The sequence below is a fragment of the Burkholderia sp. L-4 genome, from assembly GCF_056856535.1.
In genome coordinates this window covers 654,755-669,878 of sequence record NZ_JBXEOX010000003.1, presented here as the reverse complement: position 1 = coordinate 669,878, position 15,124 = coordinate 654,755, and the positions used below count along the sequence as shown (strand labels likewise).

13 protein-coding genes are annotated in these 15,124 nt (G+C 68.5%); 7 read left to right on the top strand and 6 right to left on the bottom strand.

Annotation, left to right across the window (positions count from 1 at the left end):
• Window positions 1-59: 59 nt before the first annotated feature.
• The 5 genes from AC1VVG_RS33530 to AC1VVG_RS33510 all read right to left on the bottom strand — a co-directional run bounded on the left by AC1VVG_RS33530 (window position 60) and on the right by AC1VVG_RS33510 (window position 8,177).
• Window positions 60-2,339 (bottom strand): FdhF/YdeP family oxidoreductase, encoded by a 2,280-nt coding sequence (locus AC1VVG_RS33530; RefSeq protein WP_482837546.1) that lies wholly within the window; start codon window positions 2,337-2,339, stop codon window positions 60-62.
• Window positions 2,340-2,459: 120 nt separating this feature from the next.
• Window positions 2,460-5,300: an ATP-dependent Clp protease ATP-binding subunit gene (locus tag AC1VVG_RS33525; protein WP_069705794.1), complete on the bottom strand. Its 2,841-nt coding sequence runs from the start codon at window positions 5,298-5,300 to the stop codon at window positions 2,460-2,462.
• Between the two features lie 620 nt (window positions 5,301-5,920).
• Complete coding sequence (locus tag AC1VVG_RS33520; protein ID WP_049031555.1) at window positions 5,921-6,190, bottom strand: hypothetical protein; 270 nt, start codon at window positions 6,188-6,190, stop codon at window positions 5,921-5,923.
• Window positions 6,191-6,298: 108 nt separating this feature from the next.
• The gene (locus AC1VVG_RS33515) at window positions 6,299-7,114 is read right to left on the bottom strand and encodes a family 1 encapsulin nanocompartment shell protein (RefSeq protein ID WP_034190491.1); all 816 of its coding nucleotides are present in this window, start codon (window positions 7,112-7,114) and stop codon (window positions 6,299-6,301) included.
• Window positions 7,107-8,177 (bottom strand): Dyp-type peroxidase, encoded by a 1,071-nt coding sequence (locus AC1VVG_RS33510; protein ID WP_034190490.1) that lies wholly within the window; start codon window positions 8,175-8,177, stop codon window positions 7,107-7,109. The genes AC1VVG_RS33515 and AC1VVG_RS33510 overlap by 8 nt, the downstream gene beginning before the upstream one ends.
• Before the next feature lie 376 nt (window positions 8,178-8,553).
• Here AC1VVG_RS33510 and AC1VVG_RS33505 point away from each other — a divergent pair, with 376 nt between their 5' ends.
• The 6 genes from AC1VVG_RS33505 (at window position 8,554) to AC1VVG_RS33480 (ending at window position 12,137) form a co-directional block, all read left to right on the top strand.
• Complete coding sequence (locus tag AC1VVG_RS33505; RefSeq protein ID WP_482837545.1) at window positions 8,554-8,916, top strand: LysR family transcriptional regulator; 363 nt, start codon at window positions 8,554-8,556, stop codon at window positions 8,914-8,916.
• Window positions 8,913-9,362, top strand: a complete 450-nt coding sequence (locus tag AC1VVG_RS33500; protein WP_034190488.1) for a phosphate-starvation-inducible protein PsiE — start codon at window positions 8,913-8,915, stop codon at window positions 9,360-9,362. Before AC1VVG_RS33505 ends, AC1VVG_RS33500 begins: the two co-directional genes overlap by 4 nt.
• Before the next feature lie 49 nt (window positions 9,363-9,411).
• Complete coding sequence (locus AC1VVG_RS33495; RefSeq protein WP_059561260.1) at window positions 9,412-9,609, top strand: hypothetical protein; 198 nt, start codon at window positions 9,412-9,414, stop codon at window positions 9,607-9,609.
• Between the two features lie 68 nt (window positions 9,610-9,677).
• A complete protein-coding gene (locus AC1VVG_RS33490) occupies window positions 9,678-10,133 on the top strand; it encodes a DUF1269 domain-containing protein (protein WP_034190486.1) in 456 nt (151 codons plus the stop codon).
• A gap of 34 nt (window positions 10,134-10,167) precedes the next feature.
• Window positions 10,168-10,422 (top strand): hypothetical protein, encoded by a 255-nt coding sequence (locus AC1VVG_RS33485; RefSeq protein ID WP_034190485.1) that lies wholly within the window; start codon window positions 10,168-10,170, stop codon window positions 10,420-10,422.
• A 290-nt stretch (window positions 10,423-10,712) separates the two neighbouring features.
• On the top strand, window positions 10,713-12,137 hold the full coding sequence (locus tag AC1VVG_RS33480) for an aminotransferase-like domain-containing protein (RefSeq protein ID WP_059561253.1): 1,425 nt from the start codon (window positions 10,713-10,715) through the stop codon (window positions 12,135-12,137).
• A gap of 34 nt (window positions 12,138-12,171) precedes the next feature.
• On the opposite strand, the gene AC1VVG_RS33475 is transcribed toward AC1VVG_RS33480, so the two are convergent.
• Window positions 12,172-13,332: an NAD-dependent formate dehydrogenase gene (locus AC1VVG_RS33475; RefSeq protein ID WP_034189950.1), complete on the bottom strand. Its 1,161-nt coding sequence runs from the start codon at window positions 13,330-13,332 to the stop codon at window positions 12,172-12,174.
• Window positions 13,333-13,566: 234 nt separating this feature from the next.
• On the opposite strand from AC1VVG_RS33475, the gene AC1VVG_RS33470 reads away from it, so the two are divergent.
• Entirely contained in the window at window positions 13,567-15,099 is a 1,533-nt protein-coding gene (locus AC1VVG_RS33470) for an FAD-dependent oxidoreductase (protein ID WP_482837544.1), read from the top strand.
• Window positions 15,100-15,124: the final 25 nt, after the last annotated feature.

Genomic DNA, 15,124 nt, shown 5'->3' with positions numbered 1-15,124 from the left:
CCGGTGGCAGGGATCGGGCAGGCGCGCGGTGAACGATGCACCGCCCGCCTGCCGGTCCGTCAAACGACGGCCGAGCGCACGACGCGCACCGGCACCGACTTGTATGACGGCGTGCCGCTTTCCTTGTCGATGTAGTCGAGCGGCACGAGCACGTTCGCTTCCGGGTAGTACGCGCCGACCGAGCCCGGCGCGATGTCGTACTCGATCGCGGTGATCTTCTCGAGGCGCAGCGTGCGGCCCGACGCGGTGATCGTCTCGATGTCGACGAGGTCGCCGTGCTCGAGCCCGTACTTCGCGAGGTCGGCCACGTTCATGAACAGCACGTCGCGTCGCCCGAACACGCCGCGATAGCGGTCGTCGAGCCCGTAGATCGTCGTGTTGTACTGGTCGTGGCTGCGCAGCGTGATCAGCCGCAGCACCTGCTCGGCGCCGAGCACGTCCGCGTCCTCCTTCACTCCCTTGTAGACCGAGAACATCGCCTTGCCGGTCGGCGTCGGCCACACGCGCTCGGTGGGCGGCAGCGGCAGGCGGAAGCCGCCCGGCGTGCGGATGCGCTCGTTGAACGCCTCGAAGCCGGGCACCGTGCGGTCGATCAGGTCGCGGATGCGGTCGTAGTCGGCGATCAGGTCGAGCCATGCGACCTTGCTGTTCGGCAGCGTCGCATGCGCGATTCCCGCGACGATCGCGGGCTCCGAGCGCAACTGGTCGGATGCCGGCTTGAGCTTGCCGGCCGACGCGTGGACCATCGACATCGAATCCTCGACGGTGATCGACTGGCGGCCGGTCGCCTGCATGTCGAGCTCGGTGCGGCCGAGCACCGGCAGGATGAAGGTTTCCTTGCCGATCAGCAGGTGCGAACGGTTCAGTTTCGTCCCGAGATGCACGCTCAGGTCGAGCTTCGCCATCGCCGGGAACGACAGTTCGGGATCGGGCAGCGCGACCGCGAAATTGCCGCCGAGGCACAGCAGCGCCTTCGCGGTGCCGTCGATCATCGCCTGCATGGCCTGCACGGCGTCGTGCCCGTGATGCGCGGGCGGCGTGAAGCCGCACACGTCCTCGATTTTCTTCAGGAACTCGGCCGACGGCTTCTCGGTGATGCCGACCGTGCGGTTGCCCTGCACGTTCGAATGGCCGCGCAGCGGGCACACGCCGGCGCCGGGCTTGCCGATGTTGCCGCGCATCAGCAGCAGGTCGGCGATCAGGCGGACGGTCGCGGTGCCCTTGTTGTGCTGCGTGACGCCCATGCCGTACGTGACGATCGTCGCGTTCGACTTCGCGTACGCGAGCGCGACCTGTTCGAGCTGTGCCTGGCTGAGGCCGCTCGCGCGTTCGATGTCGTCCCACGACGTGGCCTCGAGGTCGGCCGAGAACGCGTCGAAGCCGTTGGTGTGCTGCGCGATGAACTCGCGGTCGAGCACGTTGCCTTGCTCGGCTTCGAGCTTCAGCAGCGCCTTCATGATGCCCTTCAGCGCGGCCGCGTCGCCGCCCGCGTCGACTTGGTAGTACGTCGACGCGATACGCGTCGAGCCGAACGACGCCATCTCGATCATGTCCTGCGGATCGGCGAAGCGTTCGAGCGCGCGTTCGCGCAGCGGGTTGAACACGATGATCGGTACGTTGCGGCGCGCGCACTCGTGCAGCGTGCCCATCATCCGCGGGTGGTTCGTGCCGGGGTTGTGGCCGATCGAGATGATCAGCTCGCAGTGGTCGAAATCCTCCAGCGACACCGTGCCCTTGCCGATGCCGATCGACTGCGGCAGGCCGACGCTGGTCGGCTCGTGGCACATGTTCGAGCAGTCGGGGAAGTTGTTGGTGCCGAGCTCGCGCGCGAACAGCTGGTACAGGTACGCGGCTTCGTTCGACGCGCGGCCCGACGTGTAGAACTCGACCTGCTCGGGCGGCAGCGCGCGCAGCACTTCACCGATGCGCGCGAACGCGTCGTCCCATTCGATCGCGCGGAACGTGTCGCTCGCGCGGTCGTAGACGAGCGGATGCGTGAGCCGCCCCATGTCCTCCAGTTCGTAGTCCGACATGCGCAGCAGCGACGATACGGTGTTCGCCGCGAAGAACTCGGGCGTCACGCGCTTGGTCGTCGCTTCCCACGTGACGGCCTTCGCGCCGTTCTCGCAGAACTGGAACGTCGACTTGTGTTCCTTGTCGGGCCACGCACAGCCGGGGCAGTCGAAGCCGTCGGGCTGGTTGGTCCGCATCAGCACGATCGGCGCCTCGATGGTTTCCATCTGCGTACGCACCGCATCGGCTGTCGCGCGAAGCGCGCCCCAACCGCCGGCGGGCCCATCGTATTTCCTGATGCCTGGCACTTCGCGTCGATTTGTCATGTGAATCTCCAAGAGCCGGGCCCGCTACGGGTGGCTCGGTTGCGCCGTGTCGCGGCGTGGGGCGGCTCCGTCCCGTGGACGGAGCCGGTCATGCGTGCCCGGTCTGCCGGGTACGCGTTTTTAATGTGCGTCCTTCTTCGCGCCGGACGACTTCTTGCCCGACTTCGCCGCGGGCGGCGGCGCGTCGGCGGGCGTGTCGTCCGCCTTCGCGTCACCGGATGCCTGGGCGGCCTTGCCGTTCGGCCTGGCCTTGCCGTCCGCGTCCTTCCCGGCGTCCTTCTTGTCCTTCGCTTCCGGCGCGGCGAGCTTGTTGAACTTCACTTCGTCGCTGTCCTTGTCGTAGTCGACCTCGCAGGTGTCGCCCGATTTCAGCCGGTCGGCGAGGATCTCCTTCGCGAGCCGCGTCTCGATGGTCTGGCGGATCTGGCGCTTCAGCTCGCGCGCGCCGAATTCCGGCTGGTAGCCGACTTCGGTCAGGTGGTCGACGAGCGAGCCGCCCATCACGAGCGTGATGTCCTGCGCGGCGGCCGTACGCACCACGCGGTCGAGCTGGATCTGCACGATCGCGCGGATGTTGTCCTTCGACAGCGCGTGGAAGACGATCACCTCGTCGATCCGGTTCAGGAACTCGGGCCGGAAATGGCCCTTCAGCACCTGCATCAGTTCCTCGCGGATCGCCTTGTCGGTCTTGCGCGCGGCTTCCGGCTGCGTGAGGTTGTCCATGATGATCGCCGCGCCGAGATTGCTGGTCGCGATGATGATCGTGTTGCTGAAATCGACCACGCGGCCCTTGCCGTCGGTCAGCCGGCCGTCGTCGAACACCTGCAGCAGCACGTTGTAGACGTCGGGATGCGCCTTCTCGATCTCGTCGAGCAGGATCACGCTGTACGGGCGGCGCCGCACGCGCTCGGTGAGCTGGCCGCCTTCGTCGTAGCCGACGTAGCCGGGCGGCGCGCCGATCAGCCGGGCAACCGCGTGCCGCTCCATGTACTCGGACATGTCGATGCGGATGATCGCCTGCTCGTCGCCGAACACGGTCTCGGCCAGCGCTTTCGCGAGTTCGGTCTTGCCGACGCCCGTCGGCCCGAGGAACAGGAACGTCGCGATCGGCCGGTGCGTCTGGCCGAGCCCCGCGCGCGACAGCCGCACGGCGTCGCTGACGGCGACGACCGCATCGCTCTGGCCGACCACGCGTTCGCGCAGCTGTTCTTCCATCTTCAGCAGCTTCTGGCGCTCTTCCTGCGTCAGCTCGGACACGGGGATGCCGGTCAGCCGCGACACGACCTCGGCCACCGATTCGACGGTCACTTCGAGCGTCTCGGAGCCGGTCTTGCGCTGCCACGCCTCCATCTTCTCGTCGACGGACTTCTGCTTCGCGTTGATCTGCTCCTCGAACTGCTTCGCTTCGTCGAAGCGCTTGCGCGACGTCGCGTAGTCCTGCTCGCGCTTCAGTTGCGCGATCTGCGCCTCGCCTTCCTGGATGTCGACCGGGCGCGATGTCGCGCCGATCCGCACGCGCGCGGCGGCCTGGTCGATCAGGTCGATCGCCTTGTCGGGCAGGAAACGCGACGTGATGTAGCGGTCGGCGAATTCGGCGGCCGCGACGAACGCGTCGTCGGCGAACGTCACCTGGTGGTGCGCCTCGAGGCTGTCGCGCAGCCCGCGCAGGATCACGATCGTCTGCTCGACGCTCGGCTCCGGCACGAACACGGGCTGGAAGCGTCGCTCCAGCGCGGCGTCCTTCTCGATGTACTTCTGGTACTCGTTGAGCGTCGTCGCGCCGATCAGGCTCAGCTCGCCGCGCGCGAGCGCGGGCTTCAGCACGTTCGCGATGTCGAGGCCGCCTTCGCCGCCGCCCTGGCCCGCGCCGACGATCGTGTGCAGCTCGTCGATGAACAGGATCAGTTCGTCCTGCTTCGCAGTCACTTCGTCGATCAGCTGCTTCGCGCGCTCCTCGAATTCGCCGCGGTACTTCGCGCCGGCCACCATCGAGTTGATGTTGACTTCGACGAGCCGCTTGTCGCGCAGCACTTCGGGCACGTCGCCGTTGACGATCCGCTGCGCCAGCCCTTCGACAATCGCCGTCTTGCCGACGCCCGGCTCGCCGATCAGCACCGGGTTGTTCTTCTTGCGGCGCGCGAGCACCTCGATCGTGCTCTCGATTTCCTGCGCGCGACCGAGCACCGGGTCGAGCTTGCCCTGGCGCGCGATCGCGGTGAGGTCGCGGCCGAACTTGTCGAGGTTCGGCGTGCCGGTCGGCGCGTCGACGCGGCCGTCCTCGGCGCCCTTGCCGACCACCTTCACGACTTTCTGGCGCAGCGCCTCGGGCGTCACGCCGTATTTCTTCAGCAGCGTGCCGGCGACGCTGTCCGGCACCGATGCGAGCCCGATCAACAGGTGCTCGGGGCCGATGTACGAGTGGCCGAGATCGCGCGACGCCTGGAACGCGTACTGCACGGCTTTCTTGACGCGCGGCGAGATCGACAGCTTGTCGAGCGGCGCATCGGGGTCGGCCGTGCCGGTGTGCGCATGCTCGTCGATATACGACCGGATGTCCTGCGGCGACAGCTTCAGTTCCTTCAGCAGCGCGGCGCACACGTCGGTGTCCGCGAGTGCGTACAGCAGGTGTTCGGAGTCGAGTTCGCTGCGGCGCAGCTCGTGTGCCTTCTCGGCCGCGCGCTGCAGCAGTTCGAGCGTCTGTTCGCTGAACGCGTCGGTCGGGTCGACCGATTCGCGCGGAATCTCGGCGGCGAGCGGCGATTCGTCGCCGAGCCCGCCGAACAGCGAAGACGGGCCGCCACCGCCCAGCAGCGAATCGAACGGGTTCAGCATGCTCTGATGCCGCATCAGCTGACGGAAGTGGTAATCGCAGATCGAAATCGTCTTGCGCTCGCCGTCCTGCATCACGGTTGCGCGCGCGACGGCCGGCCGGGCGTGACAGATATCGCAAAGTGCGGGCATGGTGGTCTGGCTCCTGTCGGTGAAGGTGGGTCGAAGGGTGAAGTCCCGATGCGGTGCGGCGCTCGCGTGTCCCGACCGCGCTCGCACGACGCGCGGCGCGGCGGCGCGCGTGCCGCGCCCGGGCGGTCGCGCAGCGCGCGCCGGCGTGGCGCACGGTCGCGGTCGGGGCAGGAAACGCGAGTGCTGCGAGGAGCCCACGGCATCGCTTCGACTGCGTTCAAAATAGCGAATCGGCGGGGGCCATCCAAGACACAGTTCCACGCCGGACCGGCCGTGAATTGCACCCTCACATGGCGGCGCGCGTCGGCGGGAAGGAGTACAGACGGGCGCGCGCACGGCGGCACGGGCGTGCGCGGCGGGCGCAGCGCGCGATGGCCGGACACGGGAAGCGGGGGCGCGCGGACGCCGCACGGTGCGACATCGGCGCGCAGGGGGCTGGCGGCCGGCAAACGGCCGGCGATACGGAAGACGGGACGCAGCGCGGATGCCGCAGCGCGAGCGTGCGCGAACCGGTTACGGCCGACCGCGCGCACGCCGCAGCCGGTGCGTGCACGGGAACCGAGGACGAGGGCGGGTTGCACGGGGCGCGCCGGACAGGGCGCAACCGTGTCGAAACGCGATCAGTCGGACAGATTCATCGCAAGTCGCTGCCGCGCGATCTGCTTCACGTCGGCCGACAGTGCCGCATTCGGCAGACCATTGGCCCAGACGGAGAACGAATCCTCGATCAGGTTGCGCGTGTCGGGCGGCAACTCGGCCAGCATCAGTGAGACGACGGTAAACAGCACGGCGGTGTCGCCGGCCTGGCTGCCCGCGTTCGCGTCGACGGCCTGCTTCAGCGTATCGACCGACGCTTGCAGCGCCTGCAGTGCATCATTCGTATCGCTCATGACAATCTCCATGCGGGATGGGCTCGATCGGCGACGAACATGCGGCCGGCGGCGCGGCCGGTTGCGCGCGACGCCCGGGCTCGGGCCGTCGCGCGCGGGCAACCGGGCTCAGGCCGCCGTGTTGCCCTGCGGCGCCACGGCCACCGATGCCTCGCTCGTCAGCATCAGGAACGTGAACGTTTCGCGCAGGTACAGGCGGACGGCCTTGTCGGTGTGGCTCGTGTAGCCGATCGATACGTCTTCCCCGAGGTGCAACTCGTAATCGCCGCCGCGCGTGGACAGCACGCAGCCGCCGCTGATCGCCGGCGCCCAGATGATCTCGCCGCTGACGATGCGTTTGATATGGCCGAGGACCGGATAGCCCTGGTCGCGCGCCTCGCTGAGCGCGGTATAGGCGTCCGAGCCGAGCACGACCGAGTACGGGCCGTCGACGCCGGCGAGGCGCAGCGCCTCGAGCGCGTCGCTGATCGCGTCCGGATACGCGCTGACGTCCGCCGGCAGCGTGAGCTTGCGGTTCGACGTGCCTTCGCGGATGCCGACGATCCCGGCGGCCGGATAGCCGTCGAAAATCGCGTTGTCTTCGGCGAACGCGAGCCGCTGCGCGGCTTCCTTCGCCGGTTGCCAGTCGGCGTCGCGCGCGCCGCGCTCGACGCTGTCGATCGCGGCGCGGCTCAGTTCGAACGGCACCGTCAGCTCGACGATCGTGCGCACTTCGCGCAGCCGCGCATTCACGTGCTCGCGCGGTGCGGTGACCTCCAGCAGGTGCCCGGTGCCGACGGCCGACAGCTCGGGGCCTTCGGGCCCGTCGACGTCGACCACGCGGCGGCCGGCCACCGATCGCTTGAAGGTGCGCGCCACTTCCTCCTCGATTTGTTCCCAGGCGGACGACGAGATCGGGGCGAGTTCGCGGTGCAGGTTATTCATAGGTCGGGGTTCCTTTCAGCGAGCCGATGTTCAGCGAGCCGTCGCGACGCGGCGCGGACGGCGTGGATTCCGGCGGCGCGGCGTCGGCGGCCGGGGCCGCGCGGTCCGCGAGCGCCTCGAGCAGGTCGGCCGACGGCACGAAGAACAGCGAGCCGGTGACCGCGCGGCTGTAGTCGAGCAGGCGGTCGTAGTTGCCGGGCGGGCGGCCGACGAACATATTCTCGAGCATCTGCTCGATCGGCGCCGGCGAGCGCGCATAGCCGATGAAATAAGTGCCGAATTCGCCGGCGCCCGGGCGCCCGAACGGCATGTTGTCGCGCAGGATCTTCACTTCCTGGCCGTTTTCGTCGAGCGTCGTCAGCGAGCTGTGCGAGCACGACGGCTTCACGTCCGGCGCGAGCTCGATGTCGGCCAGTTTGGTGCGGCCGATGATGCGCTCCTGCGTTTCGACCGCGAGCGCGTTCCAGCCGGCCATGTCGTGCAGGTACTTCTGCACGATCACGTAGCTGCCGCCGGTGAATTCGGCATCCTCGTCGCCGATCACCGTGAAGTCGACCGCTTCGCGGCCCTCCGGGTTCTCGGTGCCGTCGACGAAGCCGATCATCGCGCGCTGGTCGAAATTGCGGAAACCGTGCACCTCGTCGACGACGGTCACCGCATCGCCGAGCGCGCCGAGCAGTTGCGTCGCGAGTTCGAAGCACAGGTCCATCGCTTCGGCGCGGATGTGCAGCAGGATGTCGCCGGGCGTCGCGACCGCGACGCGCTGGCCGGCGCCGAATTCGCGGAACGGATGCAGCGACGCGGGACGCGGATCGCCGAACAGCGCGTCCCATGCGTCGGCGCCGAAACCGCAGACGCACGTGAGGTTGCCGCCCGGCACGCGCTTGCCGACCGAGCGCACGAGCGCGGCGATGTCGCCGCACCACGACCGGATCGTGTCGGCGTGATCGGCACCGGGGTTGACCGTCGCCACGAGGAAGATCGCGCTGCGCGTGACCGTGCTGTGAACGGCCTGGGAGAGGGGGGGAGGGGTAGTCTGCATCGCGGCCTGCCGGTCAGTCATGTCGGGACGGACGGGCCGCGGGTGCCGCGGCGCGCGAAGGCGAACGGTTGAACTGTGTCATGCGACTGTTCTCTGTGTGACATGCGGATGAAGGACGTTGCGCGGGCATCGCGCAACGGGCCGCGGCAGCGGCGGCCGGCCGCCCGGCGCGTGACCTGCCCGCACCGCGTAACGTCGTCGAGCATGCAATCTAGCAGCTTCGGCGGGTCTTTGGAACACGTATCGACAATCTGTCATTCGAATGCGTCAAACGGGGACGGAATTTGCGCGCTGCCCGCGCAGCTGTACTCCTGGCGCCCGCGGCGCTGTGCTCTTGAGCGTGCGAGCCGCGTGCAGTAGATTAGGTCCCGCTACGCCGCCGACGAGGAGCGTCATCATGAACCTGCTGGAAGCGATGCGCGTGTTTGTCGCCGTGGTCGAGCACGGCGGACTGTCCGGCGCCGCGGCCGACCTGCAGTTGCGCGAGGCGCAGGTGCGCGACCGGCTCGACTCGCTCGAACGTTATCTCGGCTGCCGGCTGCTGCTGTGCCGCGAACCCGGCGACGTCGCCTGCACCGACGCGGGCGACGCGTTCCACGTGTGCTGCCGCCGCACGCTGTCCGCGGTCGAGCAGGCGACCGGCGCGGCTCATCCGCGGCAGGCGCCGCAGGCGCGTGACGGCGCGCATCGCCCCGCGCGTTGCTCCGATTTGCCGCCGCCCGGCGCCACCCACGCTTCATCACACCGACTGTCGCCTTGAATACGTCCGCCCTGTCCCGTTCGCCATCCGAGCGCATCCGCCGCCGCTTCGGTCATTTTCTTCACGCGGCCGAGCTGGCCGGGCTGATCGTGATCGGCCTCGCGACCGCATTCGCGATGGTGCAGGAAGCGTGGAAGGTCGTGCTCGCGGGCGAGGTGTCGCTGACCGACCTGCTGCTGATGTTCCTGTATCTCGAAGTGCTCGCGATGGACGTGCGTTACCTGCGGCTCGGCCGGCTGCCCGTGCGGTTTCCGCTGTTCATTGCGATGACGTCGCTCGCGCGCGACCTGATCCTGCGCGGCGCGACCGACAGCCCCGAGCGGATGCTGATGACGACCTTCGGCATCGTGCTGCTCGCGGTCGGCGTGCTGATCCTTAGTTTCGGTCAGCATCGTTTCCCGGCCGACGTCGACGATGTCGAGGACGACGTCCATGCGCGCAGGTGAAGGGCCGCCAGCCACCGATCAACGCACCGTCTCCGCAGGAGGACGCCGCATGAACACGCAGAACGTCGACACGAAACAGGCGATCGAACGGCAGCACGCGGCGTCGCACGCGTACCGCCTGGCGCGCGACGCGTACGATGCCGACCCGGCACGCGCGCGCGCGCCGGCCGTCGCGGCGCTGCAGCAGGCGGCCGCGCACGCGTACGCCGATGCGGTTGGTGCGCGCGTCGCGGCAACCGGCATCTGAAGCGAATTCCGGCGCGCCGCACGCGGGGCGGCGGCCATTTCCGATCATCCAACCGAGCGAGGGTTCGAATGACCAGGCAACTGATCGTCGCCGTGTTCGGCAGCGTCGACACGGCCCGCCAGGCCGCGAACGATTTCGAGGCGCTGTCGGAGAAGAACGAAGGATTCCACATCGAGAACGGCGTCGTCGTCGAGAAGGACGCGGCCGGCAAGCTTGCGGTGCTCGCGGCCGAATCCCGGCCGTTCAAGGGCGGCGTGATCGGTGCGATCGCGGGCGGCCTGCTCGGCCTGCTTGCCGGGCCGCTCGGCGTGGTCACGGGTATGGCCGCAGGCGCGGGTGCGGGCATCCTCGCCGATGCGGCCGGCAATGCGCTGCTCGACGGCAGCTTCGTCGAGACGGTGGCCGCGCGGCTCGCGCCCGGCAGCGTCGCGGTCATCGTCGAGGCGAAGGAAGACACGCCGTTTTCGGTCGACAACGTCGTGACGGGATTCGGCGGCAAGGTCTTCCGTCAGGCGCTCGGTTGAGCGCGCCTTTTTCGAACCGATTCGGGAGAACCGCATGCGCATCGATCAATCCTACCGGCGCTTCGACATCGCGGCGACGCTCGCGCCGCTGCCCGGCAACGGCAATCGCGCGATCGCGACCGTCGACGTGACGACCGACGATCCGGCCCGCCTCGCCGATCTCGGCACGGGCCAGTTCCTGCAGATCCGCAAGTGGGTCGAGTCGAACGACATCGCGCTGCTGACGGTGGTGTTCGACGAGTGCAAGGTCGCGATCGACCACTACGCGGACAACGTCGACGACGCGTGAGGGCACGCGGGCCTGCGCGGGCCCGCGCCGTCGCGTGTGAATCTGTTCACCACGCCGGCCGGATTTGGCGTTTCCTCGCCAAACTGTCACTTACATTCGTCGAAATGACGCAGTAGCATGCCGAACCTTGTCTTGATGAGATTCGCATTGCTATCCGCCTTCAATTTCGATAACGGACGAGGTTCGAACCGGGATACCCGCTCCCCGGCGCCGCTATCCGGCTTCGTGCATCGGCGCGGCCATGCCGCCGATGCGTCGCCGGCCGGTTCACCGCTGGCGGGGCGAGGCGGATGAAGCTCTACGAGAAATTTGCAAACGACGTAGAGCGACTCATCCGGCAGGGCGTATATCGACACGGCGATCGTGTGCCGTCGGTGCGGCAGGCGAGCCAGCAGCACCGGATCAGCATCACGACCGTGCTGCACGCGTATCTGCTGCTGGAAAGCCGCGGGCTGCTGGAAAGCCGGCCGCAGTCGGGCTATTTCGTGAACCTGCGCCGCGACGACGGCCACGCGCCGGTGCGCGAGCTGCGGCCGTCGAAGCCGATCGCGATCTCGTCGTCGGTCGACGTGAGCCGGCTCGTGCTGTCGACGCTGCGTTCGATCGGCACGGACGACGCGGTGCCGCTGGGCTCGCCGTATCCGGACCCGAGCCTGTTTCCGTTCGAGAAGCTGAACCGCTACGCGTATGCGGCCGGCCGCGACAAGTCGCTGTGGGGCGTGACGGACGGGCTGCCGCCCGGCCATCCGCGCCTGATTCGGCAGATCGCGCGCCGCTACCTGGAAAACGGGATGTCGGTGGACCCGAACGAGATCATCGTGACGGTGGGCGCGACGGAGGCGATCAACCTGTGCCTGCAGGCGGTGGCGAAGCCGGGCGACACGATCGCGGTGGAATCGCCGACGTTCTACGCGATGCTGCACGCGATCGAGCGGATGGGGATGAAGGCGATCGAGGTCGCGACGCATCCGGAGTACGGGATCGACATCGCGGCGCTGGCCGCGATCGCGAAGTCGCAGCCGATCGCGGCGTGCATGGTGATGCCGAACTTCCAGAACCCGCTCGGCTTTCAGATGCCCGACGAGCGCAAGCGCGAGCTGGTTGAGTTCGCAACGAAAGCCGACCTGCCGATCATCGAGAACGGCGTGTACAACGAACTGTACTTCGGCAACATGCATCCCAGCACGCTGAAATCGTTCGACCGCCATGACATCGTGCTGCATTGCTCGTCGTTCTCGAAGAGCCTGACGGCCGCGTACCGGATCGGCTGGGCGCTGCCGGGCCGCTATCGGGAACAGGTCGAGAAGCTGAAGTTCCTGAACACGCTCGCGACGCCGTCGCTGCCGCAACTGGCGATCGCGGAGTTTCTCGAACGCGACGGCTACGAGCACCACCTGCGGCGGATTCGCAAGGCGTATGCGCAACAGGCGAACCTGATGCGGGCGATGGTGTCGCGGTTCTTTCCGGAGGGCACGCGCATCTCGAGCCCGGCGGGCGGCTACGTGCTGTGGATCGAGCTGCCCGCGCAGGTCGATGCGATGCGGCTGTACCAGCTCGCGCTGGAGCAGGGGATCACGATCGGCCCCGGCTACATGTTCTCGATCGCGGACAGCTACCGGAACTTCATCCGCCTGAACTACAGCAGCCCGTGGTCGCCGGAGATCGAACAGGCGGTCGTGACCGTCGGCAAGCTCGCCGCGCACTGTCTCGACTGACCGTACCGCCGTGCGTTGCGCGCCGCGCCCGGCGTCATGTCAGGCGGTACGACTGCGCGCCCGTGCCCGCGAGCGTGCCGCCGTCGACGATCAGGTATTCATTGCGGATCGGCTTGCCGTCGAACCAGCATTGCAGGATTTCCAGCGTGCCGGCCGCATAACGCGCCTGCGCGGACAGCGACGTGCCCGAGATATGCGGCGTCATCCCGTTGAAGGGCATCGCGCGCCACGGATGGTCGGCCGGCGCCGGCTGCGGAAACCACACGTCGCCGCCGTAGCCGGCGAGATGCCCGGACGTGACGGCATTCACGACCGCGTCGCGGTCGACCAGCTTCGCGCGCGCGGTGTTGATCAGGTACGCGCCGCGTTTCATCCGCGCGATCATCGCCGCGTCGAACAGGTGCTCGGTCGACGGGTACAGCGGGATCTGCAGGTTGACGATGTCGACGGCGCTCGCCAGCGACGCGGGATCGGCGTGATACGTGAGCGCGAGTTCCTGTTCGATCGACGGGTCGAGCCGGTGGCGCTGCGTGTAGTGCAGCTGCAGGCCGAACGGCTTCAGCCTGCGCAGTACCGCAAGCCCGATGCGCCCGGCGCCGACCGTGCCGAACTGCATCCCCTCGACGTCGTAGCTGCGCGACACGCAATCGGCGATGTTCCAGCCGCCTTGCTGCGCGACTGCGTGCGACGGCAGGTAGTTGCGCACCAGCGCGAGCGTCGTCATCACCACGTGTTCGGCCACGCTGATGCTGTTCGAGCCGGTGACTTCGGCGACGGTGATGTGCGCGCGCGCCGCGGCGTCCAGGTCGACATGATCGGAGCCGATCCCGGCCGTCAGCGCCAGCTTCAGCTTCGGCGCGCGGGCGATCCGGTCGGCCGTCAGGTACGCGGGCCAGAACGGCTGCGAAATCACCACGTCGGCTTCGGGGAGCCGGCGCTCGAATTCGGAATCGGGGCCGTCCTTGTCGCTCGTGACGATCAGCGTGTGACCGTGCGCTTCCATGTAATCGCGCAACCCGAGCGCGCCCGATACCGAACCGACGAGTTCGCCGGGCCGGAAGCCGAGCGGGCCGGCCGGCGTTGGCGCGGTCTGGCCGTCCGCGTACCGCGTCACGACCGGAATCGTGTCGCGCACGTAGCGCGGCGGATAGCCGTCGACGGGATCGGGGTAGAGCACGCACAGAACGGTGGCCATCGGGAGCGCTCCTGATGAGGAAAGAGAGGCGGCACGCGGATTGCACAGGTGGCGCGACGCGTGTGCGGCGTGGCGGATGTGTTGCGCCGCAACGTGGGTGACGTTCTACGCCCGTCATGGATCGCGCACAAGCTACAGTCCGCGTTTGCGTGCGCTGCGAGGTCGTCTGTACCTGTTATTTTCAGGAGGGATGTCGATAATGGGATCGTTACCTGACTTTCCGGGAGCCACGTCATGAGCGCAAGCGACGATTCGTCTTCGCGCCCCGATCTCGCGGCAGGCATCGCGCTCGACGATATCGCCGACGGCGCGATGATCGAGGGCCATGTCGGCGATGCGGCGGTGCTGCTCGTGCGCCGTGCCGACGAACTGTATGCCGTGGGGGCGCAATGCCCGCACTACGGCGCCCCGCTGGCCGACGGCCTGCTGGTGGGCGACACGATCCGCTGCCCGTGGCATCACGCGGCGTTCTGCCTGCGCACGGGCGAGCTGCAGCGCGCACCGGCGCTCGACGGGCTGCCGTGCTGGCGCGTCGAACGCCGCGATGGCCGCGCCGTCGTGCTCGATGCACGGCCGGCACCGGTGCCGCCTGCGCCGGAAGCGGCCGGGCTGCCGGCGTCGGTCGTGATCGTCGGCGGCGGCGCCGCCGCGATCGCGGCGGCCGTGACGCTGCGGCAGGAAGGCTATCAGCATCCCGTCACGCTGTTGAGCGCCGATCGCGATCCGCCGTACGACCGGCCGAATCTGTCGAAGGATTACCTCGCGGGCACGGCCGATGCCGACTGGCTGCCGCTGCGCGCGCCGTCGTTCTATACCGACCGGCGCATCGACGTGCGGTGCGGCACGCGCGTCGCGCGGATCGATCCCGCGCGGCACGCGGTCGAGCTGACCGACGGCAGCCGCGTCGAATACGGTGCGCTGCTGCTCACGACGGGCGCCGAGCCGAACCGGCTGACGGTGCCGGGCGCCGACCTGCCGCACGTGTGCGTGCTGCGCTCGCGTGCCGATTGCGACGCGCTGATCGGCAGGCTGAAAACGGCGCGCCGCTGCGTGGTGGTCGGCGCGAGCTTCATCGGTCTCGAGGCGGCGGCCGCGTTGCGCACGCGCGGGCTCGACGTGCAGGTCGTCGCGCCCGATGCGCGTCCGATGGCGCGTGTGCTCGGCGACGCGCTCGGCGATACGATCAAGGCGCTGCACGAATCGCACGGCGTCGTGTTCCATCTCGGCGCGACACCCGCGCGGATCACGCAGGACAGCGTGACGCTGTCGACCGGCGACGTGCTGCCGGCCGATGTCGTCGTGGTCGGCATCGGCGTGCATCCGAACGTGGCGCTGGCGCAGGACGCCGGGCTCGCCGTCGAACGCGGCGTGACGGTCGACCGGTTCCTTCGGACGAGCGCGCCCGGCATCTACGCGGCCGGCGATATCGCGCGCTGGCCCGATCCGCTGACCGGCGAGCGGATTCGCGTCGAGCACTGGGTCCTGGCCGAGCGGCAGGGGATCGTCGCCGCGCGCAACATGCTCGGCCAGCAACGGCCGTTCGACGCGGTGCCGTTCTTCTGGAGCCAGCATTACGACCTGACGATTCGCTATGTCGGGCATGCGGAGCAATGGGACCGCGCCGAGATCGACGGCGACCTCGGCGCGCACGACTGCTCGATCGCGTACTGGCGCGGCAACACGCGGCTCGCGGTCGTGACGGTCGGCCGCGATCTCGACAGCCTGAAGGCGGAAGCGGCATTCGAGCAGCAGATTGCAGCCGCGTGACGGCGGCGTGACGACACGAACCAAC

Excerpts from the sequence above, each read along its gene's own strand:
- AC1VVG_RS33505 (WP_482837545.1), top strand. The coding sequence starts at position 8,554 with ATGAACCTGCTGGAAGCGATGCGCGTGTTTGTCGCCGTGGTCGAGCAC.
- AC1VVG_RS33520 (WP_049031555.1), bottom strand. The coding sequence starts at position 6,190 with ATGAGCGATACGAATGATGCACTGCAGGCGCTGCAAGCGTCGGTCGAT.
- AC1VVG_RS33530 (WP_482837546.1), bottom strand. The coding sequence starts at position 2,339 with ATGACAAATCGACGCGAAGTGCCAGGCATCAGGAAATACGATGGGCCC.
- AC1VVG_RS33485 (WP_034190485.1), top strand. The coding sequence starts at position 10,168 with ATGCGCATCGATCAATCCTACCGGCGCTTCGACATCGCGGCGACGCTC.
- AC1VVG_RS33495 (WP_059561260.1), top strand. The coding sequence starts at position 9,412 with ATGAACACGCAGAACGTCGACACGAAACAGGCGATCGAACGGCAGCAC.
- AC1VVG_RS33490 (WP_034190486.1), top strand. The coding sequence starts at position 9,678 with ATGACCAGGCAACTGATCGTCGCCGTGTTCGGCAGCGTCGACACGGCC.
- AC1VVG_RS33515 (WP_034190491.1), bottom strand. The coding sequence starts at position 7,114 with ATGAATAACCTGCACCGCGAACTCGCCCCGATCTCGTCGTCCGCCTGG.
- AC1VVG_RS33480 (WP_059561253.1), top strand. The coding sequence starts at position 10,713 with ATGAAGCTCTACGAGAAATTTGCAAACGACGTAGAGCGACTCATCCGG.
- AC1VVG_RS33475 (WP_034189950.1), bottom strand. The coding sequence starts at position 13,332 with ATGGCCACCGTTCTGTGCGTGCTCTACCCCGATCCCGTCGACGGCTAT.
- AC1VVG_RS33470 (WP_482837544.1), top strand. The coding sequence starts at position 13,567 with ATGAGCGCAAGCGACGATTCGTCTTCGCGCCCCGATCTCGCGGCAGGC.
- AC1VVG_RS33525 (WP_069705794.1), bottom strand. The coding sequence starts at position 5,300 with ATGCCCGCACTTTGCGATATCTGTCACGCCCGGCCGGCCGTCGCGCGC.
- AC1VVG_RS33510 (WP_034190490.1), bottom strand. The coding sequence starts at position 8,177 with ATGACTGACCGGCAGGCCGCGATGCAGACTACCCCTCCCCCCCTCTCC.